This is a genomic window from Roseovarius sp. CAU 1744 (assembly GCF_039839345.1).
In the GTDB taxonomy this organism is placed as follows: Bacteria; Pseudomonadota; Alphaproteobacteria; order Rhodobacterales; family Rhodobacteraceae; genus Roseovarius.
On record NZ_JBDOQV010000004.1, the window covers coordinates 219258 to 239916 of the forward strand.

Annotated in this window: 30 protein-coding genes; 9 read left to right on the top strand and 21 right to left on the bottom strand. The window is 56.8% G+C overall.

Features of this window, described 5'->3' with window-relative positions:
• Positions 1–118: 118 nt before the first annotated feature.
• The 4 genes from acuI to AAFO92_RS09780 all read right to left on the bottom strand — a co-directional run bounded on the left by acuI (position 119) and on the right by AAFO92_RS09780 (position 3701).
• Entirely contained in the window at positions 119–1111 is a 993-nt protein-coding gene (gene acuI / locus AAFO92_RS09765; protein ID WP_347534547.1) for an acryloyl-CoA reductase, read from the bottom strand.
• Between the two features lie 66 nt (positions 1112–1177).
• A complete protein-coding gene (locus AAFO92_RS09770) occupies positions 1178–2281 on the bottom strand; it encodes a dimethylsulfoniopropionate demethylase (protein ID WP_347534548.1) in 1104 nt (367 codons plus the stop codon).
• Between the two features lies 1 nt (position 2282).
• Entirely contained in the window at positions 2283–2933 is a 651-nt protein-coding gene (locus AAFO92_RS09775; RefSeq protein WP_347534549.1) for a DUF1326 domain-containing protein, read from the bottom strand.
• Between the two features lie 3 nt (positions 2934–2936).
• A complete protein-coding gene (locus AAFO92_RS09780) occupies positions 2937–3701 on the bottom strand; it encodes a DUF2182 domain-containing protein (protein WP_347534942.1) in 765 nt (254 codons plus the stop codon).
• 98 nt (positions 3702–3799) lie between these two features.
• On the opposite strand from AAFO92_RS09780, the gene AAFO92_RS09785 reads away from it, so the two are divergent.
• Positions 3800–4537, top strand: a complete 738-nt coding sequence (locus AAFO92_RS09785; RefSeq protein ID WP_347534550.1) for a FadR/GntR family transcriptional regulator — start codon at positions 3800–3802, stop codon at positions 4535–4537.
• Positions 4538–5027: 490 nt separating this feature from the next.
• Here the strand turns inward: AAFO92_RS09785 and AAFO92_RS09790 are convergent, their stop codons facing one another.
• From AAFO92_RS09790 to AAFO92_RS09800, 3 genes are all read right to left on the bottom strand, one after another.
• A complete protein-coding gene (locus AAFO92_RS09790) occupies positions 5028–5351 on the bottom strand; it encodes an SPW repeat protein (RefSeq protein ID WP_347534551.1) in 324 nt (107 codons plus the stop codon).
• A gap of 203 nt (positions 5352–5554) precedes the next feature.
• Positions 5555–5683 (bottom strand): hypothetical protein, encoded by a 129-nt coding sequence (locus AAFO92_RS09795; RefSeq protein WP_347534552.1) that lies wholly within the window; start codon positions 5681–5683, stop codon positions 5555–5557.
• Between the two features lie 387 nt (positions 5684–6070).
• Positions 6071–6307, bottom strand: coding sequence for a hypothetical protein (locus AAFO92_RS09800; protein ID WP_347534553.1), 237 nt, complete (start codon positions 6305–6307; stop codon positions 6071–6073).
• Positions 6308–6461: 154 nt separating this feature from the next.
• Between AAFO92_RS09800 and AAFO92_RS09805 the strand changes: the two genes are divergently transcribed.
• Entirely contained in the window at positions 6462–7196 is a 735-nt protein-coding gene (locus tag AAFO92_RS09805) for a Crp/Fnr family transcriptional regulator (RefSeq protein ID WP_347534554.1), read from the top strand.
• Between the two features lie 56 nt (positions 7197–7252).
• On the opposite strand, the gene AAFO92_RS09810 is transcribed toward AAFO92_RS09805, so the two are convergent.
• The 3 genes from AAFO92_RS09810 to AAFO92_RS09820 form a co-directional block, all read right to left on the bottom strand.
• A complete protein-coding gene (locus tag AAFO92_RS09810) occupies positions 7253–7441 on the bottom strand; it encodes a hypothetical protein (RefSeq protein ID WP_347534555.1) in 189 nt (62 codons plus the stop codon).
• Between the two features lie 307 nt (positions 7442–7748).
• Positions 7749–8096 carry a hypothetical protein gene (locus AAFO92_RS09815; RefSeq protein WP_347534556.1) on the bottom strand — a complete coding sequence of 116 codons (348 nt, stop codon included), beginning with the start codon at positions 8094–8096 and terminating at the stop codon, positions 7749–7751.
• 50 nt (positions 8097–8146) lie between these two features.
• Positions 8147–8557 carry a hypothetical protein gene (locus tag AAFO92_RS09820; protein WP_347534557.1) on the bottom strand — a complete coding sequence of 137 codons (411 nt, stop codon included), beginning with the start codon at positions 8555–8557 and terminating at the stop codon, positions 8147–8149.
• Positions 8558–8854: 297 nt separating this feature from the next.
• On the opposite strand from AAFO92_RS09820, the gene AAFO92_RS09825 reads away from it, so the two are divergent.
• From AAFO92_RS09825 to hflC, 6 genes are all read left to right on the top strand, one after another.
• Entirely contained in the window at positions 8855–9172 is a 318-nt protein-coding gene (locus AAFO92_RS09825) for a hypothetical protein (RefSeq protein ID WP_347534558.1), read from the top strand.
• A 113-nt stretch (positions 9173–9285) separates the two neighbouring features.
• Positions 9286–9522, top strand: a complete 237-nt coding sequence (locus tag AAFO92_RS09830; protein WP_347534559.1) for a hypothetical protein — start codon at positions 9286–9288, stop codon at positions 9520–9522.
• 221 nt (positions 9523–9743) lie between these two features.
• Complete coding sequence (locus AAFO92_RS09835) at positions 9744–9881, top strand: hypothetical protein (protein ID WP_347534560.1); 138 nt, start codon at positions 9744–9746, stop codon at positions 9879–9881.
• A gap of 75 nt (positions 9882–9956) precedes the next feature.
• Positions 9957–10460 (top strand): hypothetical protein, encoded by a 504-nt coding sequence (locus AAFO92_RS09840; protein ID WP_347534561.1) that lies wholly within the window; start codon positions 9957–9959, stop codon positions 10458–10460.
• An 81-nt stretch (positions 10461–10541) separates the two neighbouring features.
• Entirely contained in the window at positions 10542–11609 is a 1068-nt protein-coding gene (hflK, locus tag AAFO92_RS09845) for an FtsH protease activity modulator HflK (protein WP_347534562.1), read from the top strand.
• Complete coding sequence (hflC, locus tag AAFO92_RS09850) at positions 11606–12625, top strand: protease modulator HflC (protein ID WP_347534563.1); 1020 nt, start codon at positions 11606–11608, stop codon at positions 12623–12625. The genes hflK and hflC overlap by 4 nt, the downstream gene beginning before the upstream one ends.
• A 107-nt stretch (positions 12626–12732) precedes the next feature.
• On the opposite strand, the gene AAFO92_RS09855 is transcribed toward hflC, so the two are convergent.
• From AAFO92_RS09855 to AAFO92_RS09905, 11 genes are all read right to left on the bottom strand, one after another.
• Positions 12733–13728 (bottom strand): fatty acid desaturase, encoded by a 996-nt coding sequence (locus AAFO92_RS09855; protein WP_347534564.1) that lies wholly within the window; start codon positions 13726–13728, stop codon positions 12733–12735.
• A gap of 86 nt (positions 13729–13814) precedes the next feature.
• The gene (locus AAFO92_RS09860) at positions 13815–14051 is read right to left on the bottom strand and encodes a hypothetical protein (RefSeq protein WP_347534565.1); all 237 of its coding nucleotides are present in this window, start codon (positions 14049–14051) and stop codon (positions 13815–13817) included.
• A 128-nt stretch (positions 14052–14179) separates the two neighbouring features.
• Positions 14180–14497, bottom strand: a complete 318-nt coding sequence (locus AAFO92_RS09865) for a DUF982 domain-containing protein (protein ID WP_347534566.1) — start codon at positions 14495–14497, stop codon at positions 14180–14182.
• Positions 14498–14568: 71 nt separating this feature from the next.
• Positions 14569–14775 (bottom strand): cold-shock protein, encoded by a 207-nt coding sequence (locus tag AAFO92_RS09870; RefSeq protein ID WP_347534567.1) that lies wholly within the window; start codon positions 14773–14775, stop codon positions 14569–14571.
• A gap of 765 nt (positions 14776–15540) precedes the next feature.
• A complete protein-coding gene (locus AAFO92_RS09875) occupies positions 15541–15975 on the bottom strand; it encodes a CBS domain-containing protein (RefSeq protein ID WP_347534568.1) in 435 nt (144 codons plus the stop codon).
• 146 nt (positions 15976–16121) lie between these two features.
• Complete coding sequence (locus AAFO92_RS09880; protein ID WP_347534569.1) at positions 16122–16478, bottom strand: hypothetical protein; 357 nt, start codon at positions 16476–16478, stop codon at positions 16122–16124.
• Between the two features lie 23 nt (positions 16479–16501).
• Positions 16502–16750 (bottom strand): hypothetical protein, encoded by a 249-nt coding sequence (locus AAFO92_RS09885; RefSeq protein ID WP_347534570.1) that lies wholly within the window; start codon positions 16748–16750, stop codon positions 16502–16504.
• A gap of 111 nt (positions 16751–16861) precedes the next feature.
• Positions 16862–17050, bottom strand: a complete 189-nt coding sequence (locus AAFO92_RS09890; protein ID WP_347534571.1) for a hypothetical protein — start codon at positions 17048–17050, stop codon at positions 16862–16864.
• Positions 17051–17388: 338 nt separating this feature from the next.
• Complete coding sequence (groL, locus tag AAFO92_RS09895) at positions 17389–19032, bottom strand: chaperonin GroEL (RefSeq protein ID WP_347534572.1); 1644 nt, start codon at positions 19030–19032, stop codon at positions 17389–17391.
• Positions 19033–19075: 43 nt separating this feature from the next.
• Entirely contained in the window at positions 19076–19363 is a 288-nt protein-coding gene (locus tag AAFO92_RS09900; protein ID WP_347534573.1) for a co-chaperone GroES, read from the bottom strand.
• Between the two features lie 133 nt (positions 19364–19496).
• On the bottom strand, positions 19497–19733 hold the full coding sequence (locus AAFO92_RS09905) for a hypothetical protein (protein WP_347534574.1): 237 nt from the start codon (positions 19731–19733) through the stop codon (positions 19497–19499).
• 149 nt (positions 19734–19882) lie between these two features.
• Between AAFO92_RS09905 and AAFO92_RS09910 the strand changes: the two genes are divergently transcribed.
• Entirely contained in the window at positions 19883–20617 is a 735-nt protein-coding gene (locus AAFO92_RS09910; RefSeq protein WP_347534575.1) for a Crp/Fnr family transcriptional regulator, read from the top strand.
• Positions 20618–20659: the final 42 nt, after the last annotated feature.

Sequence of the window (20659 nt, forward strand, 5' to 3'; positions counted from 1 at the left end):
GATCGTCATTCGATTTGTTCTAAGTAGGGCACAAAGCGGGCGAAACTTTATCATTAGCACCGAAAAAACACCCGGCGCCGGGCCGGGTGTCTTCACGATTCAGGCTTGTTTTATTGGCTCAGGCGTTCACATCCACGACAACGCGGCCCTTGACCTGGCCCTTCAGGATATCCGCGCCCAGCCCCGGCAGGTCCGACAGGACCGCGGGATGGATCATCGCCTCAAGCTTGTCCATCGGCAGGTCCTTGGCGATCCTCTCCCAGGCGCGCAGGCGGTTGTCATAGGGCTGCATCACGCTGTCGATACCCAACAGGTTCACGCCGCGCAGCAAGAAGGGTATGACCGTCGCCGGCAGCCCCGCACCGCCAGCAAGCCCCACCGCGGCGACCGAGGCGCCGTATTTCATCTGCCCCAGAACCCGCGCCAGCATTGCGCCACCCACGGCATCGACACAGCCGGCCCAGGTTTCGGATTCCAGCGGGCGCTTGGTCGTCTCATTGATCTCTTCGCGGGCGACGATCTGCGTGGCCCCCAGCGATTTGAGATACTCCGCTGTTTCAGGTCGCCCGGTGACGCCTGCCACCTCATGTCCCAGATTGGCCAGAATCGCCGTGGCCACGCTGCCGACCCCGCCTGCGGCGCCGGTTACCAGGACCGGTCCGTGCCCGGTTTCCAGCCCGTGATCCTCCAGCGCCATGACCGCCAGCATCGCGGTGAACCCGGCGGTGCCCACGGCCATCGCCTGACGGGTGTTCAGCCCTGCGGGCAGCGGCACCAGCCAGTCGGCACGTACATTCGCCCGCTGGGAATAGCCGCCCCAATGCGCCTCGCCCACGCGCCAGCCGGTCAGCACCACCTTGTCGCCGGGTTTGTAGCGATCATCCGACGATGCCTCGACCGTACCGGCAAAATCGATCCCCGGCACATGCGGATATTTCCGCACCAGCCCGCCGCCCGGCCCGATGCACAGCCCGTCCTTGTAGTTCACGGTGGAAAATTCGACCGCAACGGTGACCTCGCCCTCGGGCAGATCATCCATGCCCAGTTCGGTCACGGCTGCGCTTGTCTTGCCGCTTTCCTCATCCTTTTCAACAACCAGTGCCTTGAACATCCTGTTTCCTCTCATCTTTTCAGCCCGCGCCCGACCACCGGTACGCCGGGGAATGTCCGTGTTTCGTCAGTTCCAGAAGCCGTCGCGCACGCGCGCCTGTCGCGCGCCCTGCGGTGTCTCGACTTCCAACTCGCTGCCCGCGCCCCAATGGCCCGCGTCCACCATGCCGATGGCGACATTGGTGGCAAAATCCGGCGACCACGCGGCAGATGTCACCTGCCCCACCGCCGCGCCGCCCGCGCGCAGTGGCCACGCCCTGTCACAGCCCGGCACCTCGCCGCCATCGATTTCGATCGCGCGGATCATTCGCTTGCTTCCGGCCTCGATTTCCTCGCGCAGGGCGCGCCCGCCAAAACAGCTGCCCAGCTGGCTGGCGCTGACATATTTGCCCAGCCCGCATTCCAGCGGAGAATTCGCGCTGGTCATGTCGTTGCCGTAGGACAAGAGCCCGCCCTCGATACGCTCCATCAGGTTTGGCCCCCCTGCCCGCACATCCAGCGGCTTGCCCGCTTCGAACAGGGTGTTCCACAACGGCATCCCGCGCTCGGAACCCTCAACGTAGATCTCGAACCCGCCCTGTTTGGAATAGCCCGACCGCGCAATCAGGAAATCAAAGCCGTCAAAGGCGAACCGGTCACAGCCAAAGAATTTCAGGTCGCGAACACGGTCGCCGAAAACCTGCGCCATTAGGTCGTCGGCCCTGGGCCCCTGAACGCCCAGCGGCGACACGTCCGGTTCCGTCACCTGGACATTGAAATCATTGCAGCCCGCAATGGCATTGACCCACATCAGCAGATCGCTGTCGGCGATCGAAATCCAGAAGGTATCCGGGCCGGCCTGTATCAGCACCGGGTCGTTCAGCATCCCGCCGCCCTGGTCGGTGACGGGGATATAGAGGCACCGGTTCGGCGCCAGCTTCGACAAGTCGCGCGGGGTCAGCAACTGGATCAGCCTCAGCGCATCGGGCCCCTTGACCTGCACCTGCCTTTCGCAGGACACGTCCCAGACCTGCACCGCCTGCTTCAGGTGGTGATAATCCTCGACCGGGCTGGCAAAGACGGTGGGCAGCAGCATCCGGTTGTAGACGGTATAGGCCTTGACCCCGGCGGCTTCGACACCGTCGGAAAACGGCGTCCGGCGCACCCGGCGCGACGGTGACAGTTGCGCCATCTTAGTTCGGCCCTTTCCAGTCGATCGGGCAGATCTCGGCCGATTTGCCGCCAAAATCCCAGACCCGGCCATAGTCACGCACCCGCGATTTCAGCCCCTTGGCGGCGATGATATCCGGCCCCATCCAGTATTTCGAATTGGTGATCATCACCGGGTGATCGGGGCTCAGCCCGTCAATCATCTCGATCTCGCCAGCGATCTTGCGGCCGATGTAGATGCCCCGTTTGGTGCCTTCGCGAACGATCTCGACCTTCTCGCGCTCGGCCCCGAGCACTTCGCTGACCAGCATGGTGAAGAGGCCCGTCGTGCCCCCCGCCTGCCCCGAGAAGATCTGCAACAGCCCGTCATGGGCGGCGTCACTGGCGCGCTCATCGACATAGAGCGCCACCTTCCAGTTGCCTTCGCCCATCCGGCCCGGAATATCGGCCAGGATCCCCACGTTCAGCCCGCTCAGATCCTCGCCCGCGTAATGGCCTTCGTCGATCGCAACGGCCATCCAGGCATGGCAATACCCTTCGGTCGGAGGGTAGGCACCAAGGCTGACCACGCAGGGACAGAACACGGTGCATGAACAGTTGAGAAAAAGCTCTCCCTTGATCGCCCATTCGGCCGGGGCGGGTTTTTCGGCCTCGGATTTTGTTTTCGTCGCCATTGTCTATCCTCCGTTTGCATGCGGCAGGGCCAGAACGGCCAGCCCACCGAATATCAGCGCCGCGCCCATCGGTCGGGTCACGTGATGACCAATCTGCGGCAGTTTCTCCAGAACCATGAACAGCGTCGCCAGCCCCATCCACAAGAGGCTCATCACCCCGCCGACAAAGCCCAGCGCCATGAACCCCCAGCAGCAGCCGACGCAAAAGGCGCCCAGGCCCAGACCCATTCGCAACCCGCCGGCAAATCCGGCGCGCCAATGCCCTAGAAAATACATCATCGGGCTGTGGCAGACGCCGTGGCAGACCTCCTTGGCGCGGGTGAACTGGAACAGGCCCACCGCCACCAGCAACAGGCCGGCAAAAACCTGCGACCTGGCAATGCCAAGCATGTCGACGACCCCGCCGAAAAGCAACGCAAGCTGCACCGCCGTGATCAGCGCCGCAAAGGCGACCCAGGTGGCAAAATAGCCCAGCAGGACACCCAGCCAGCCCGCGCGGCTGCCATTGGCGCTGGTCATCAAATCCTCATAGCTGCGCAGCGTGGGCACCAATGTCGGCAGCATCATCGCCGCCATCATGATCGCCCACATGGCAAAAAGCGGCCCGAAATGCGCCATCGGCATGTACATGTCCATGCGCGGGTCCATCCGGCGCATCGCCTCGCCCGCCGCGCCGGGCCGTCCGATCAGGTCCAGATCCATGTCCATCGCCATGGTGTACATCACCCACCACGCCGCCAGGATGGCGACGAAGAAGCCCAGCCACATCAGGCTGCGCAACGGGGTCTTCAGGATGCTGTGCACCGGGTCTCTTCCTCCGACTCAGGACTTGCTTTTAAAATGTCAGACATTTAAATGTATGACAAATGAAAATTAACCCAGAGAACAAGACCGACCTGTCGGCGCAGATTGCGCAGGCGATCCGCGATGCGATCGTCAACGGGGACATGATCGTCGACCAACGCCTGCCCTCCGAGGCAGAGTTGGCTGATCAATTCAACGTCTCGCGCCCGACCGTGCGCGAGGCACTCAAGCGGCTTGCAGCGCAGTCGCTGATCCGCACCCAGCGCGGGGCGTTCGGCGGCGCCTTCGTGAACCGTCTGAGCTATGAAGAGGCCTATGGCCAGCAGATCACGACATCGACCCTGCTGCTGAGCATGAACGCGGTCAGCTTCGACGTGGCCTGCGAGGCGCGCTATGCGCTGGAACGCGCCTGTGCCCCGTTGGCCGCCGAACGCCGCAGCCCCGATCACCTTGCCACCATGCGGGCCGAGATCCACCGCCAGGGCCAGCCGGGACTGAGCGACGAATCGTTCTGCGCCTCGGACGTGACCTTTCACCGGGCGCTGGTCGATGCGGCGGGCAACCCGGTCCTGTCCTATCAGCTGGCCGGGGCGGTCGAGGCGATGCAGCCGCTGATGAACATGATCACCTTCACCGCCCGCTCCCGAGAAGAGATCCTGCGCCTCCATACCCGGATTGCCGATGCGATCGAGACAACCAACGCCCCCGCCGCCGAAACCGCCCTTCACGAGCTTGAGGCCTATACCCTGATGCTCGGCCGCGACGTGATGGCGGCCCGGAGGATCAAGAAGTCGGGTTAAGGCAAGTGCCCGCTTTGCGGGACAGACCCGCCTTTTGCTGGCACGGCTATTGCTGACGCAGAAAACGTTCGCATCAGCAGCGGTGGATTTTCGGCGACGTAGCGGATTTCACTGAACCGGTCGTTCACCCCTGTTGATCTGCGGGAAATTGAACCGACCCTGTGCCGCATCCGGTTTCTTCGGTATCGATGCGGGACCTTCTTACCGTCCGCGGCGGCTGGATAGTATTCTGTCACCTCGCCTGTCGCTGAACCTGTATTCGGGAACGCGGATGCCCGTGGAGATCACCGGACCACTATCTCTCACTGCCTAACTCGATGGGTGACCAACTGTCCGTCGTCAAAGTTTTTCGGAATGTCGACATCGGCAGCAGACAACCATCCTACAGCCCATCAGCGAATTCAACTTTAAGGTGGTCCTGTTCATGGTGCCAACTATGACCCACATTATCAGATATGCTCAGGGCGCCTTCCGTCGCGCAAAAGCTTTTCTAGAAGCTTTCTTCTGATTTGTACTGATTGAGCGCGATCAGAGCCAGGATAGTGCCGACAATACGAGCGTTCCAAGTCGCCACGGTCTCGGCGAATTCAACTATCCACGGGGCAGCAAAGACGAACAAACCTAATACGAGACCCAAATACGCTCGCACCAACTCATTCCTGTTGAAGCTGTAGCCCGCTACAAATAGAGCAAGCAGACCTAGTATCATAAGTGTTCCCGCTTCACCAATGACAGCATTGCTCAACGCTGATTGGCCGCCGAGCAGCAAGAATGGTGAGAGCAACAGCCAGAGCCCAGAGGTTGTGAAGGTCAATCTGAACAACTCTCGATTCCGCATAACACATACTCCGATGATAGGATTTAAGGATTCAGCCTTAGGTATTGCAAAGGTGCCAGACTCGTCCGCGGCTGCCGTTTCGTCGCTTTTGACGAGACCATCACGCCCAAAAGCTTGATATCACTCAAGAGCGAGCAATGCTGCGTCGAGCTCTTTGTTCGTCTCTGCATCGTTCTTCGCTACATTTGCAGCCTCAGCGGCATTGTAGTGCTTTGTTGCCGCAACTTTTTTTCACCGAAAGGCGCCTCGTCGCAGCTGGCTTTGACGGAATTCATCTTTTCCGCAGTTGTGATGGTGTTGAGTTTCATATGAGTGTCCTTTCCCGAACTGCGTGAGAAAAAGAGGCGCAAAATAGGGACAGTTCTTCTGGGGATTGGCGTAATTTCGCGCCTCTCTGATACTCATGAGCACAATACCAACTGAGCAATCAGGAGGCATAACGCACTTAACCACTTTACCGCCCTCAGGGCACTTACGCAGGTTAGCTCTGAGTTGATAACAGACGAGCTATGTCTGACTTTATCACGTTATTTCCATCGCTGCCGCGCAATGCGTAACTTTTCCTGTTTTTTCGGCCCGACGGCGCCGGTCGCTTAAGTCATGATCAGAGATTGGCGTCCGATCGGGCATCTTCCAGGAGAGACAACATCCGGGTCTATCCTTGGGCGCGGGTCTTTGGCATTCCAAGGCCAGGTTCACGGCCGCCGAACCGAGTTGCCATCAGCAATGATTGTTTTGATCAGATTTGCGACGGCTTGGTGTGTCGCCATTTCCGCTTCAGTGCCGCTGGCATTCTCATGCGTTGTCGCAGCATCCCGAAGAATTCCTTCGATCTCGTGTTCGGGAAGAACCTTGTGATCGTTCAGGGCAAGTAGGATCGCTTCGCAAATCGAAAAAGCAGCCTTTCCGGAATGATCTGTCTGGTCGGGCATCGTCGGGCATCCTTTTCAGTGTAATTGAGTTCTGCAACATGTGGGTGCCTGTTGAACTTCGACAACTTTACAGTAAATGCTATGTACCGGACTGATCGAAAGCAGCCTCCGCGCCAGCTGCTTCTTAATTTCCTCGCCCGTGTAGGAGGCGCACGTGAACGCCATCAAGAACAGCCCGCTGACCCAAAAGATTTCTGCATTTGTTGCGCTGTCCGAGAACGAGCTTGCGGTATTGGAAGGGTTACACAAGCGGCGCAGGTCCTTCGTCGCCGGCCGTGACCTTGTTCATCAGGGACAGTCGAAGCAAGCGGCATATATTCTGGCCGCGGGCTGGGCGTGTTCGTATAAAATCCAGCCGGACGGGTCGCGCCAGATCGTCGATTTTCAGATACCTGGGGATTTTTTGGGATTGCGCAGCGTACTGCTGCATGTGTCGGATCACAGTATAGAGCCAATTGTAGATATCCAGGCTGCCGAAGTTCTGGCTGGCGACCTTTTGGGGGCCTTCGCGCGGACCCCGCGACTTGCGACAGCCATACTCTGGGCGGCTTCACGGGATGAGGCGATGGTGGTCGAACATCTGGTTGGGCTTGGGCGCCGTGATGCAGACGAACGCATGGCACACTTTCTGCTCGAACTCGGGGTTAGATTGGCGCTTGTCGGTATGGGGAACAAGGAAGGCTATGCCTGTCCGCTGACACAATACCATCTCGCTGATGCATTGGGATTGAGTGCGGTGCATGTCAATAGGGTCCTGCGAAAACTAAGAGAGGACAAGCTGGTCACGTTTCGCGACGGCCACGTAACGTTCGACAACTATGATCGCCTGGTTGCACTGGCACAGTTCGACCCGACATATCTGGAACACATCGGGCCGATCTTAAAATGACAAGAGCCACCCGTCGGCACGCGGAGGGTGTCCCCGTTGACTACGTCAGCAGCGTGTCATGAAAGCGCTAGTGTTGCCGCGTCGAGTTCCTTGAGTGTTTCGACTTCGTCATCTTCCGTAGATGCCTTTTCCGCAGCCTGATAATGCTTCATGGCCACGTCCTTCTTGAGCCCGGTTGGAGCTGTATCGCAGGCATTTTTGACGGCTTTCATCTTTTCGGAAATCTTGTCTGTCTCGGATGTCATTGGATTGTCCTTTCCTGGACTTTCCGCGAACTAGAGGCGCTTGAACCAGACAGACGTTATCGGGACCTGTCCAGCTCAAGCGCCTCTTTGATACTCGGAAAAACTGTGTTGCCGGATATTCGGCGAACACGCTGCACGTTGTAGGTTACCGCGGTTGTCCGCACTGACGTATGTTAGCGGCTGCAGCATATTTGTTTCCGTTGCAGCATGAGCAGGTTTTCAACCCTGAGCTAAAGGCCTGGCGCGCCGCTATTGCGGCACAGCATGGCCACTGCAGGGATGAAATTCGTATTCGCAATTCTCAAGATCACGAAATGTCAGTCTGCTGGTGGGAAAGTCGTATCCATTTCCCATGATCGAGAAGATAGGCGGACGCGCAGAACGCCTCTAAGATTACTGTATCCGGCTTTTCTGCCGAGACCCCATAGGCGAGGACCACAATGTCGCGCCGTCGTGAAAAGTTCCGATCCGACATCCTGACTGATCGCCACGGTGTTTCAAGTTTCAAAAACTGCCAAATCTTGTCGCCTTGAAGGATGCCGACCGGATAGGGGAAGATCATGACCGCACCTTGTGCGGTTGTCGCACGTGAGCCATCCAAACCGCCGGTCCAGAACTGCTCTTCAAGCGCCCAAAGGGCTGCCTCTTCGTGCACGGTCAATCTCGTCCGATCACCTGGCTTGGTCCTTTGGGAAGGTGCTGAGATCACTTTCCTGATCCCGCGATGCCGAGGAAGAATACCTGCGCAAGTATCAATAGGATCGCAACGATTGCTCCTCCGGAGATTGGCGACCCCTGTTTTGCTGACAAACCTGACCGACTTCGTTCTTGGGAATGATCTTGAGGCAATAGATGCGCCAATTCTCTCGCCGTTGGGCCATGTTCAAGCAAAAGTGCCGGGACATCCCCGAAACCGGACAGCCGGGAGCTAAGACGATTGTGCGCGACGTCGCGCGACAGCGCACCCAACTCTGACGCCTCCTCCCATGGGTCAAGACCGAGTCGTGTAAGCGCAGAGAGAGAGATGACCTGTCCGTTTTTGTCTTCGCCGTCAGAGGCGTAAAGAAACCGATCGAAATTGTTCCCATCGGGGTGGTTGACCGCATTGTCGGTCATCTTGTTCTCCTGCTTAGAATTAGCGCCAAACAGCGCCGGGTTAGAGCGAGAGTACAGGTTACGACGCCGCAATGCGCTGATGCAGATCAGCGGGATAAAGGATGTGGCCGTCCTAATAGTCGATTAAGACCCGCATATATTGATCTGATTGATAAAAATGGCTGGACACTGACACCGATCAGTGCCCGGCCGCGAAGTACACTGTATTGTTCACAAGAGATTTGGCACCGCCGCGCCCTTGTCCAGGTCAAAACGCGGCGTTTGTGTCAGACACATACCGAAGTTGGCGGAGACCCAATGATGAACACGCGGTCGTCCAGATCAATGGTGACATTTACTCATTCGTTTTCCCTGCCGGGATACCCAGACGAATTTCCAGCAGGCGAATATGAAGTTGTCGTGGAAGAAGAAGCTCTGCATGGGCTGAGTTTTGAGGCCTATCGCAGAACAGCAACCTACCTGGTGGTGCATGGAAAAAGCGGCCGCGCTGGCCACACCGAGATGCGCCCAACCACCGAGAAAGACTTGGAAGCGACACTGTGTCGCGACCGTGCATTTGAAAACGACGCGAACGCGAGCGAAGCGGCGCGTTCCCCGCTGGAGGACTTGAACTGAATACTCCCGAATGGCTGAAACCTGGCATCTATGGCGCCCTGATCGGCGCGGTCTTTGTCGGCGTCGTCGGATTTTCCTGGGGTGGCTGGGTAACCGACGGAGGCGCAAACAAGATGGCCAAAGCCATGTCCCACGACAATGTGATCGCGGCGTTGCTTCCCGTTTGCCTCGATATGTCCCGCAACGACTCTGACCGCGTCGCGAAACTGACAACGATCCGGGAGGCATCAACTTACAAGCAGCGAGATGCGGTGATAAGTGCCGGCTGGGCAACAATGCCCGGTTCGGAAACTCCTAATCGTGACCTGGCGCAGGCCTGTTTGGCTGCGCTCGAGATCGAAGCGTCGTGATCCATCGCCCCAAAAGCACCGAATGCTCCAGAGGATGTCTGCGTCCGGGCGAAATCGGGTGGACCAACCATCGGCGAAACATGCCGAGGGATTTCAAGAATTGGGGCTTAGAGAATTGCAGGTCGACGTGCTTATCATGAATCGCTGCGTAGTAAATCGAGGCGTCAGCCACCATATCAATCATACCTGCAAATGTTTGCAGACTATCAAGGGATAAATAAATGTCTTTCAAGGACCTGACGACCAGAGCGGCGGCCGCACTAAAGCCGAAGCCTGAGGAAACATCAGAAAAAGAGCATGAGACCAAGGCGTCCAAAACCGGCCCTGAAAAGCCCGTGGCAGACCTGAAGGATTCATAAGAAACAACGGGGAGAGGGAATTTCTCCTCGAAATTAATGACGCCGAACCGGCGTTGCAGCAACGGGAGAGCGCAAATGAAAGGCCCACTCTGTAAAAGCACTGCCATCTTCGTTCGCCCGTTCACTGTGCCTGGTTTTAGTGAAACACTCCCGGCGGGAGAATACGATCTCGAAACCGAGCTCTCTGCGCCGCCGAACCACCTGGATCCTAAAAATTGGGAAGCTTCAGTGGTTGTGCATCTTCATCCGCGCGCATCGCACCCCGGACTAGAGCGCAACCTTACAGTTACCTTGGCGAATCTAAACAGCGCCCGCGCGAAAGACAAATTGTCGGGCAAGCACCTTGCTGATTTTTTGCTTGAAGAGATGCTGGCTGATCCGATGACCCGTCTCGTGATGGAAGCCGATGGCGTCTCCGAAATGCAGATACGCTATCTATATTCAGCTGCGCGCTCGACCGAGTCTGACATTGAGATGTTGGACCAGGAGGAAGAGCGTCAAGAACTGCAAAGCCGTTACCGAGAAGATTCAATGATCCAGACCGCCGAAAATGAGGGCATGCCAACTCTGGCGGAATAGCCCCCGATGGAAGATCGATATATCCCGGCGGGCTCCTCTGCAGGGATATTCCTATCAAAGCCTATTTGCGAAGGATAGCATATGCCGCCTCAAGACAATGGCCCCGAAGATCGCGGGCCGTGGAAGAATCAACAAAAACGTGCGCCTCCGGAAGTAGATGAAATTCTTCGGCAGGGACGCGAACGTTTGGGTGGAATGTTCCCGGGTGGTCCCCCATCCATGAGGCACCTGATCGCTGCCGGTGCTTTGGCTGTGGTCGCCTTCGGTGCATGGTCATCCTATTACACAGTCCCGAGCGACTCGGTCGCGGTGATACAGCGCTTTGGAAAATTTACTGCCAAGGTCCCTCCGGGACTTCATTTCAAGCTGCCGCTCGGAATCGATCTGGCGACCATTGTCCCGGTGAAGCGACAGTTGAAGCAGGAATTCGGTTTTACCACACCGGGTGCAAGCGATCTCTACCAAAGTCCGACAGATGGCCGCCGGGAGACTGAAATGGTCACGGGCGACCTGAACGCGGCACTTGTGGAATGGGTGGTGCAGTTCCGGATTTCCGATCCTGTCAAATTCCTGTTCGAAGTACGCGAGCCTGGCGCAACATTGCGCTATGTCTCAGAATCCGTAATGCGCGAAGTCGTAGGTGACAGAACAGTCGACGAGGTCATCACCATTGGCCGGCAGGAAATCGAGAGCGAGGCGCTATTGAAGATGCAGGCGCTTTCTACGAAATACGCCATGGGCATCAGTATTGATCAGGTGCAGTTGAAGAACATCAACCCTCCCGAACCGGTTCAGGCTTCGTTCAACGAGGTCAACCAGGCCCAGCAGGAGAAGGAACGTCTGATCAACGAAGCGCGCCGCGAATACAACAAAATCATCCCGCTAGCAGAGGGCGAAAAGGATCAGCGCATCCGCGAGGCGGACGGCTATCGTTTGAAGCGTGTCAACGAGGCTGAAGGCGATGCAGCCCGGTTTACGGCGCTTCTGGCGGAGTATGAAAAAGCGCCAAATGTCACTCGGCGACGGATTTATATCGAAACCATGCAGGCAGTGCTGCCTGGAATCAGGTCAAAAATAATTGTCGATGGTGCAACGGGTAGCATTCTGCCGCTTCTGAACCTCGACCAGCAACAGGGCGACAAACCATGAAAATTCTACCTGGCATCGTCGCCGTGATCGCTGCTGCAGCAACTTTTGCTGCATCCAGCGCCGTTTACACGATCAGCGAGGTCGAACAGGCCATTATCACCCAATTCGGCAAGCCAGTTGGAGAACCGATCACGACCGCTGGTCTAAAGCTGAAGGTACCATTCATTCAGGACGTCAATCCAATCGACCGCCGGGTGTTGGAGTGGGATGGTAATCCCTCTGACATGCCCACCAAGGACAAACTCTACATCTCGGTCGATCTATTTGCGCGTTGGAAAATAACGGAGCCCCTGCAGTATTTTCTGCGCCTTCGAGATGAACGCAGCGCCCAGTCACGCCTTGATGACATCCTCGGCAGCGAAACGCGGAATGCCGTTGCCAAGCATGAATTGATCGAGATCATCCGGACGACGCGGGGGCGGACGCCTTTGCGTGACACACTATTGACGGATGAAGAACGAGCGCAGGATATCGGTTCTCTGGTTCCTATCCAGAAGGGCCGTGCGCTTGTCGAGCAGGAGATATTTAAGGCTGCTGCTCAGAAAGTCCGAGTCTTCGGGATCGAGTTGCTCGACATAAGGTTCAAACGGATCAACTACAATGAGAGCGTGCGACCAAAGATCTACGACCGAATGATTTCTGAACGTCGTCAGATCGCCGAGCGCTTTCTTTCCGAAGGAAATGGCGAGGCGGCGCGTATTCGTGGCAACCGGGTTCGTGATTTAAACAAGATCCAGTCCGAAGCCTATCGTGCGGTCGAGGAAATCCGTGGTGCGGCCGATGCCTCTGCGGCGGAGATTTATGCACTCGCATACGATGCTAGCCCCCAGGCCGCGGAATTTTACGAGTTTACACGCACGATGCAGGCCTACAAGGATATGATTTCCGATGGCACGACGCTCGTTCTGTCGACAGACAGTGACTTGTTTAAATTCCTTAATGGAATGCAGACATACAACCCGAACATCGGCAGTGACCCGCCCTATCTTGGTGTCAGCTCTGCGGCTACGCAGTGATGATAGGGAGAGGGCATCGCGCTCGTTGAAACCTGGTACAGCTCAAGTGCAATATGGCTCAAACCTGAACGGTGTACTGAGGCTTGCTGACGACCCCGCACAAAGCTTCACGCAGCAAGCATCCGCGCATCCGAAAAGGACAGCAGTTTTCGGCTCTTCTCGTCCCAGAGATGAAGCCGTGCACAGCGGAAGCTTTCCCAAAGTGTCAGGCGGTGAGACTGCGCGAGGATGTCGTGGTCTCTGACCACCTCGCTCAGGCGATAGAATGGAATGCGGCTGGCCAGGTGGTGCACATGGTGAACACCGATATTGGCGGTGATCCAGCGCAGGATGCATGGCAGGTCATAGTGCGAGCTTCCGTGGAGGGCGGCATCGTGCACGTTCCAGCTTTCCTCATCGTCCCAGGTGGTGTCCTCGAACTGATGCTGGACATAGAAGAGCCACATCCCTGTCATCGCAGCCAACAGCATGGTCGGCAGGAACACGAGTAGCAGCACGTCCCAACCGCTGAACCAACCGATCGCTCCGAGCGCGGCTCCAATAGCGGCGTTGGTTGCCAGCGCACTGAACCAATATTGCCAGCCTGATCGCATCAAACCGACCGGAAGCCGGTTCTGCAGGAAAAACGTGTAGAAGGGGACGATCCCGAACAGGAAAACCGGATTGCGGACCAAACGATACAAGATCCGGCCGATCCAGCGCTTTTCTCGATATTCCCGAACTGTCAGGGTGGGTAAGTCACCAACGCCACGCCGGTCGAGATTGCCGGTCGTCGCATGATGAATAGCGTGGGTTCTGCGCCAAACGTCGTACGGTGTCAGCGTCAAAACCCCCAGAATCCGGCCCAGCCAGTCACCCCAACGGCGATCCTTGAAGAACGCGCCATGGCCGCAATCGTGCTGTATCATGAACAAACGGACCAGGAAGGCAGAATTCGCCAATGCCAACGCCAGTGCGAGCCAGGGGCTGATCGACAGTGCCCACCAGGCCAGAGCCCAGATCGCCACAAACGGCACAAGAGTTACGGTCAGTTCGAAAAGGCTGCGGGAGAGGATCGGTTCGCGATATTTGGCGAGAATCCGGGTCCATTCAGAGGGTCGCAAACGAGAACCTTTCTTTTGGAGTGATCGAGCTACCTCAGATTTCCGAGGCGCATCCTGTGTTCAGTCTGTGCCGTCTGTCGGGCCTGTCAGACGGCCTTGGCAGGGGGTTTTTTGCGCGTTCCTTTGGGCACTTTCGTGGCCGTTTCCTTCGGCGTAACTGCCTCGCGTTCTAGACGGGCCTTGCGAAGGCGCGCTGTCCTGATCTCGCGTTGTTCGGTTTCCTCGATGAGCATTTTTCTCACAACGCGCGTGGTCTTGTCCATCACGGTTTCCGCAGCGGGCTTAGAGGCTTTAAACAACGTGGTCTTTGTTAGTTTGACCATATTTGGATCTCCTTGACGGACTTGTTGCGGGGCGCACCGGAAGCAGCCGGGCTAAAGTTAAGAAAGGTTTCCTGTGCCTGGATCGCTGGTGTCAACTGGCGCGCAAAGCAGGTGCTGAGCCAGTCGTATCAGGTTACGGGTTCTGCACGGACGCCCGCATGGTCCAGTTTGAACCCAGCGGTCTTTGCAGCCGCGATGCATGCCTTGCGGGCAGCGCCAACTGTTGTCAGACAATGCATCGCCGCGTCAATCTGTTCGAGAGCTAGGTCTCTGTGATGATCAGCAACCGGCCACTTCTTGCGGAGCCAGTAGCAGGCCTGTTCAATCGTTGTGAATTTTTGACTGCCACCTTCCGGTGACAAGATCAAGGTCAGGGGTTTTCCCCAGTTAATTTCTATCACGTTTTTAAGTCCATTGAGTATCGGGATAACCTTTCTGACGATCATAGGGCATATCAAATAAGAAGGCGGGAAAAGCCCAGGGCCACTCCCGCCCCGCAGTTCAATCCAGAGCCGGCTTATGCCAGTGCAAGATTACTCGCCGACTCGCGACCGTCCCGGCCGCTTTCGATGTCGAAGGTCGCAGTTTGTCCATCGTCCAACTGATGAATTCCTGCCCGTTCAAGAGCGGAAATATGAACGAAAATATCTTTCGATCCATGCTCAGGGGCGATAAAACCAAAACCTTTTTGGGTGTTGAACCATTTCACGGTGCCATTGGCCATCGTGTTGTCTCCTAAATTGTTGCCATCCACATAACGCGATAGCCCGGCTCAGTGTCGTCGTCGGATCGACTGGAGCCGTTAGGAAACAGAAGGTCGTAAGAAGAAGCTTTGCACCCTTAATATGTGTATGCGCCGGGCCTATTGCAAGTAGTTAGGTTGTAGAAACAGGAGAGCCCGTATCCCAATTCGGGCACGCGAACTGGGTCGGCACAACGCAGATCCGTGTTCCCCGATACTGGGTCAGCGGCTGGCGAGGTGACAGGAACCTTTCCAGCCGCAACGGATGGTAAGAAGGTCCGCGTCCCGGCTATTGCCTTCGCAAGTCTCGCTGCAGAAGCCATGAAGCGCCGGTTTCTTCACCACACCGCAGCGCGGATTTCTGCCGCAGTGCTGCGATAAATTCGCAGTGAGCGTACGCAGCGAAAACTCGACACTTCCGAGATGGGCTGAGGCTATGTGAAAACCGCCATTCAAAGCGATCTCCTCCAAATTACTGATGATATATGGGGAAACCTTTTTTGGAACTCTGGCGCGTCAAGCTGACTAGGAGTCACCGGGGCCGTCCGTAAATCGCTCATCCTGTTCGCATTCCTGCGCCTCAGATCGACAACCGCAATAAAGCCGCTCGACAAGGACAGTTTCAAATCCGCACCTACGGTGCGCGCGTCGACCCCGGAAACCGCAGCATTTGCTGTGGATCATGCTGAACTTGGTTCGAGCCGAGAGCTGGACAGCGCAGCTGACCACGATCAAAACCCAACAACCCTAGATAACACCAGATACATAGTCACGAAGTTGTCCCGCTTCTTTCTCGGCAGCTTCCCTTCGGAATGCCACGATATCCAAAGTGCCTACCACAGCGCAAAGTGTGCCTTGATCAGTGATCGGGATGTGGCGAACCTGATGCTCGATCATGAGCTTTTCAAGCCGCTCAACTTTCTCGGTTGTTTCGCAGGAAATCACGTCGTGTGTCATCAGATCACTGACCAATAGGTGATTTGCAAGGTTACCGTGCTCGTTCAGATATTTGACGACGTCGCTGCTGGACAAGATGCCCAGAACAAGGTGATCATCGATCGTCACAATGAGTGCGGATGTGTCATCACGCGCGAGGCTGGCAATAGCTTTGCCAATTCGCGCGGCTGGGTTGATGGTCATGACCCGACGGTCAATACCTTTGAGAAGTTGTTTGATTGTCATCTGACAAATCCTCGATGGCATGTCTGAAGTTGAAATCTCCTAATCCAGTCCGTCTGGCCATCTACGGAGGAGATGCAGGGTGAGTAGTATCGGCAGGGATAACGATTAGAAGTGTGGGGCGTTTTCCGTCCCACACAGTGTTTTCACTATGCGTGATGTTTCGGCATTTTCTGAAACACCACATAAAGGCCCGCCAGAACCAAAGCCGTTCCGACGGCGCCGGCATTCCAGGCGGTCACAGGTTCGGTGAATCCGAACAGCCAAGGAGCCGCTACCAAAATCAAACCGTAGGAAACTCCCAGATAGGTCTGGACCAGGTAATGTTTGTTGTGGCCGTAACCCGCTACGGTCAAAGCCAAAAGCCCCGAGAGAATGAGCAGTCCTGCATCGCCAACGAGGGCATTGCTAAGAGCCGATTGGCCGCCGAGAAGTAAGAATGGCGACAACATCAGCCAGAGCCCCGAGGCGGTGAAGGTCCATCTGAACAATTCACGATTGTGCATAGCGCATACTCCAACCTTTGGTTTCAGGAGTCGGTTTCAGGATCCGCGAGGTTGCCAAGCTCGACGGCGATAGCCATTTCCTCGTCGTCGACGAAACCATCACCATTTGTGTCGATGTCGCCGAACATTTCCTCAGTAAGTTCAGGATATGAAACCTGAAGTTCAGCGAGGGATGCCATGCCGTCGCCATCGGTATCAATTTCGGCGGGCATCGCATTGGCAGAGAACGCGATGGAACTCGCGAGAGCAGCTACCAGTGTTACATTTTTCACGTTTCTTCCTATCAAATAAGGCAATCCATTATGGACTGCGGTTCAGGTCCCGGCGCATTACATTCTGCATTTGCGCAACGTGGCCCGCTTTTTCACGCGGCCGTTGAATTTTTACGCAAGGGCTTTCCTGGCAGCGTCGAGTTCGTGTTTCGTCTTGATGTCGTCGTTTGCTTTGTGCGCGGCTTCAGCAGCGTTGTAGTGTCTCCACGCCTGCGTTCTTTTTTCACCGAAGGGCGCACCTCCGCAGCTGGCCTTAACGGACTTCATCCTTTCCGAGATGGTATCTTTATCGAGTTTCATTGGAGTGTCCTTTCTTGGGCATTCCGAGGGAAAAGAGGCGCGCGAAAAAAGAGTTTCTTTCAAGGGGACTGCCCCTTGCGCGCCGCTGAGAAACTCGGAAACACACTTCCTGCTGAATTTTCAGCGAGTATCCTCAAACTAACTTACATTCCAGTTTTCGACGCTTACACAGATCAGTTTGGAGCGATTTGATGTTAGAAAGCGGAGCCTTCAGACATGGTTAATTCAGCGGGCAGAGCGACTGGACAAAGTCGGGTCGTTGGTGCGAGCCATCTTCAGAAATATGCCGCTCACGGCTCATAAAGATTGGTACCAATGCCGCGAGCAAAAGCTCGCTTCTACATCATGCCGCCCATACCACCCATGCTTTCCATGTCGGGCATACTGTGGCCACTGGACTTGACAGATTTGTCAGCCACCATCGCTTCGGTAGTGACGAGCAGGCCTGCAACCGATGCCGCGTATTCAAGCGCGATCCTAACGACTTTCGTCGGATCAATGACACCGGCCGTCAACATGTCGCCGTACTGGTCCAGCTGCGCATCATAGCCGAACGTCTTGCTGGTGTTCTCAAGTACTTTTCCAGCAACGACCGAGCCATCGACACCGGCGTTTTCAGCAATTTGGCGCAGTGGGGCATGGAGGGATTTGCGGATGATCTTGATACCCGCATCCTGATCCGCGTTGTCTCCGTTGAGCCCTTCCAGAACCTTGCCCGCATGGACAAGTGCGACGCCACCGCCTGGTACGACGCCTTCCTGGACAGCCGCACGAGTTGCGTTCAAGGCGTCATCAACCCGATCCTTGCGCTCTTTCACTTCGATCTCGGTCGCGCCACCAACTTTGATCACCGCAACACCGCCCGCCAGTTTGGCCAGCCGCTCCTGAAGTTTTTCCTTGTCGTAGTCCGAGGTGGTCTCTTCGATCTGTGCACGGATTTGGGTGACACGAGAAGCGATAGCCTCTTTGTCGCCTGCGCCGTCGATCACAGTTGTTGTGTCCTTGGTGATTGTGATCTTTTTGGCATCGCCAAGCATATCCATCGTGACATTTTCGAGCTTGATACCCAGTTCCTCGGAAATCACCTGTCCGCCCGTCAGGACGGCAAGATCTTCCAGCATCGCTTTGCGGCGATCCCCAAAACCAGGCGCTTTGACACCGGCCACTTTCAGGCCACCGCGCAGCTTGTTCACCACAAGGGTTGCGAGCGCTTCGCCATCAATGTCCTCGGCCATCACCAAGAGCTGCTTGTTCGCCTGCATGACAGCCTCAAGCAAAGGCACCATGGGGGCCAGAGACGTCAGTTTCCTCTCGTGCAGGAGGATGACGCAGTCTTCCAGGGTCGCCGTCATCTTGGCGATGTCTGTGATGAAATACGGGCTGAGATAGCCACGATCAAACTGCATGCCCTCGACCACTTCTGTCTCGGTCTCGAGGCCCTTGTTCTCTTCGACGGTGATGACGCCTTCGTTGCCGACGCGTCCCATGGCGTCTGCGATCTGTTGGCCGATAGCAGCCTCACCGTTTGCGGAGATAGTGCCGACTTTGGCGATCTCTGCCGTATCGCCCACAGGCCGCGACATCGCCTTGACCTCGGCAACAACGGCGGTGACCGCTTTGTCGATACCGCGTTTGAGGTCCATCGGGTTCATGCCTGCAGCGACCGATTTCATACCTTCCTTGACGATGGCCTGGGCGAGAACCGTGGCGGTGGTTGTGCCGTCGCCAGCCTCGTCATTGGTGCGCGATGCCACGTCTTTGACCAGTTGCGCGCCCATGTTTTCAAACGGGTCGGTCAGTTCGATTTCCTTGGCGACCGTAACACCGTCCTTGGTGATGCGCGGCGCGCCGTAGGATTTGTCGAGGACCACGTTGCGGCCCTTGGGGCCAAGCGTGACCTTGACGGCGTTGGCGAGCGTATTGATGCCCTTGAGCATGCGGTCACGGGAGTCCGTGCCGAATTTTACGTCTTTTGCAGCCATGTCGGTATTCCTAAATGAAAAATGGGGGAGGGTTCAGAGTCGTTCAGGCCAAAATGCCCAAGATGTCGCTCTCCTTCATGATCATCAGCACTTCACCGGTGATCTTAATTTCAGTGCCCGACCATTTGCCGAACAGAATTTTGTCGCCAGCCTTGACGTCCATTGGGATACGCGTGCCTGTGTCGTCTCTTGCACCGGCGCCGACGGATACGACTTCGCCTTCCTGCGGTTTTTCTTTTGCATTGTCAGGGATGATCAGGCCGCCCGAGGTCTTTTCGTCGCCTTCAATATGGCGAACGAGAACCCGGTCGTGGAGGGGAGTGAATGACATCGACGTGCTCCTTGTCGAGGTTTCGTTGGTGGGCCTGCTCTGGTCGAATGCTCGGCCGAATTGCACGCAAGGCGTCTGCATCCTGTTGAGTTTCTGCGTCGCAAATACGGATCGACACAGCAGCCGTAGTATTTCACGAGCGTCGAACCGAGTTGCCGCCAGTGATGATCGCGTTGATCAATTCGGCGACGGCGCGATGATTTTCCATTTCGAGGTCGGCGCCGACGGCGTTCTCTTGGGTCGCCGCTGCGTCGCGAAGAACCCCCACGATCTCGTGCTCCGGCAGCAACCCGCGATCGTTCATGGCAAGCAGGAGCGCCTCGCAGATAGACAGGGCGGCCTGGCCTGCATGTTCGCTCGCCGTGGACATCCGGGTTTCCTTCCTTGGCATCGTGAACGGGAGGTTGTGAGGTTTAGATGCATCCGTACGTATCGCAGGAAATGCTCTATACTGTACTGATTTAAAGCAGTGTCCCGACCGATTCTCCGCTCTTGGTCCGCGACACTTGGTGAGGCCCCATGAAATCGATAGAACGCAGCCCCCTGACCCGCAAACTCTCCGCCTTCGTTGCCCTGTCTGAGGTCGAACTCGCCGTGCTTAAACGATTGCACCAGCGTCGTCGCTCCTTCGTCGCGGGGCGTGATATGGTGCATCAGGGCCAGTCGGTTCAGGCCGCGTATATTCTGTCCGCGGGTTGGGTCTGTTCCTACAAGCTACAGGCCGACGGGACTCGGCAAATCGTGGATTTCCAGGTGCCAGGGGATTTTCTCGGGTTGCGCAGCGCCCTCTTGCGCACTTCGGACCACAGTTTCGTACCCGTCGTCGACATCGAGGCTGCGGAAGTCTTGAAGAGCGACCTTCTTAATGCGTTCGCGCAGACGCCGCGCCTGGCGACCGCCATACTCTGGGCGGCGTCAAGGGACGAGGCGATGGTGGTGGAACATCTCGTCGGGATCGGTCGACGTGATGCGGACGCCCGCATGGCGCATTTCCTGCTGGAGCTGGAATCGCGGCTGGAGCTTGTCGGCATGGGAACCAAGGATGGGTATGACTGCCCGCTGACGCAGTACCACATCGCGGATGCGCTGGGGTTAAGTGCCATCCACGTGAACCGCGTTTTGCGGCAGCTTCGCGAACACGCGCTGGTGACCTTTCGGGACGGTCGCGTGACGTTTCACGACTACGACGGGTTGGTAGACCTTGCCGAATTCGATCCCGCATATCTGGATCAGACTGGGCCGCTCCTGAAGTGAGAGGGCCGCCTACCGTTACTCGGCAGGCGACCCCAATTATCA

Coding starts and splice junctions, on each gene's coding strand:
- acuI (WP_347534547.1), bottom strand. CDS start 1,111: ATGTTCAAGGCACTGGTTGTTGAAAAGGATGAGGAAAGCGGCAAGACA.
- AAFO92_RS09770 (WP_347534548.1), bottom strand. CDS start 2,281: ATGGCGCAACTGTCACCGTCGCGCCGGGTGCGCCGGACGCCGTTTTCC.
- AAFO92_RS09775 (WP_347534549.1), bottom strand. CDS start 2,933: ATGGCGACGAAAACAAAATCCGAGGCCGAAAAACCCGCCCCGGCCGAA.
- AAFO92_RS09780 (WP_347534942.1), bottom strand. CDS start 3,701: ATGTGGCTGGGCTTCTTCGTCGCCATCCTGGCGGCGTGGTGGGTGATG.
- AAFO92_RS09785 (WP_347534550.1), top strand. CDS start 3,800: ATGAAAATTAACCCAGAGAACAAGACCGACCTGTCGGCGCAGATTGCG.
- AAFO92_RS09795 (WP_347534552.1), bottom strand. CDS start 5,683: ATGAAACTCAACACCATCACAACTGCGGAAAAGATGAATTCCGTCAAA.
- AAFO92_RS09800 (WP_347534553.1), bottom strand. CDS start 6,307: ATGCCCGACCAGACAGATCATTCCGGAAAGGCTGCTTTTTCGATTTGC.
- AAFO92_RS09810 (WP_347534555.1), bottom strand. CDS start 7,441: ATGACATCCGAGACAGACAAGATTTCCGAAAAGATGAAAGCCGTCAAA.
- AAFO92_RS09820 (WP_347534557.1), bottom strand. CDS start 8,557: ATGACCGACAATGCGGTCAACCACCCCGATGGGAACAATTTCGATCGG.
- AAFO92_RS09825 (WP_347534558.1), top strand. CDS start 8,855: ATGATGAACACGCGGTCGTCCAGATCAATGGTGACATTTACTCATTCG.
- AAFO92_RS09830 (WP_347534559.1), top strand. CDS start 9,286: ATGGCCAAAGCCATGTCCCACGACAATGTGATCGCGGCGTTGCTTCCC.
- AAFO92_RS09835 (WP_347534560.1), top strand. CDS start 9,744: ATGTCTTTCAAGGACCTGACGACCAGAGCGGCGGCCGCACTAAAGCCG.
- AAFO92_RS09840 (WP_347534561.1), top strand. CDS start 9,957: ATGAAAGGCCCACTCTGTAAAAGCACTGCCATCTTCGTTCGCCCGTTC.
- hflK (WP_347534562.1), top strand. CDS start 10,542: ATGCCGCCTCAAGACAATGGCCCCGAAGATCGCGGGCCGTGGAAGAAT.
- hflC (WP_347534563.1), top strand. CDS start 11,606: ATGAAAATTCTACCTGGCATCGTCGCCGTGATCGCTGCTGCAGCAACT.
- AAFO92_RS09860 (WP_347534565.1), bottom strand. CDS start 14,051: ATGGTCAAACTAACAAAGACCACGTTGTTTAAAGCCTCTAAGCCCGCT.
- AAFO92_RS09865 (WP_347534566.1), bottom strand. CDS start 14,497: ATGATCGTCAGAAAGGTTATCCCGATACTCAATGGACTTAAAAACGTG.
- AAFO92_RS09870 (WP_347534567.1), bottom strand. CDS start 14,775: ATGGCCAATGGCACCGTGAAATGGTTCAACACCCAAAAAGGTTTTGGT.
- AAFO92_RS09875 (WP_347534568.1), bottom strand. CDS start 15,975: ATGACAATCAAACAACTTCTCAAAGGTATTGACCGTCGGGTCATGACC.
- AAFO92_RS09880 (WP_347534569.1), bottom strand. CDS start 16,478: ATGCACAATCGTGAATTGTTCAGATGGACCTTCACCGCCTCGGGGCTC.
- AAFO92_RS09890 (WP_347534571.1), bottom strand. CDS start 17,050: ATGAAACTCGATAAAGATACCATCTCGGAAAGGATGAAGTCCGTTAAG.
- groL (WP_347534572.1), bottom strand. CDS start 19,032: ATGGCTGCAAAAGACGTAAAATTCGGCACGGACTCCCGTGACCGCATG.
- AAFO92_RS09900 (WP_347534573.1), bottom strand. CDS start 19,363: ATGTCATTCACTCCCCTCCACGACCGGGTTCTCGTTCGCCATATTGAA.
- AAFO92_RS09905 (WP_347534574.1), bottom strand. CDS start 19,733: ATGTCCACGGCGAGCGAACATGCAGGCCAGGCCGCCCTGTCTATCTGC.
- AAFO92_RS09910 (WP_347534575.1), top strand. CDS start 19,883: ATGAAATCGATAGAACGCAGCCCCCTGACCCGCAAACTCTCCGCCTTC.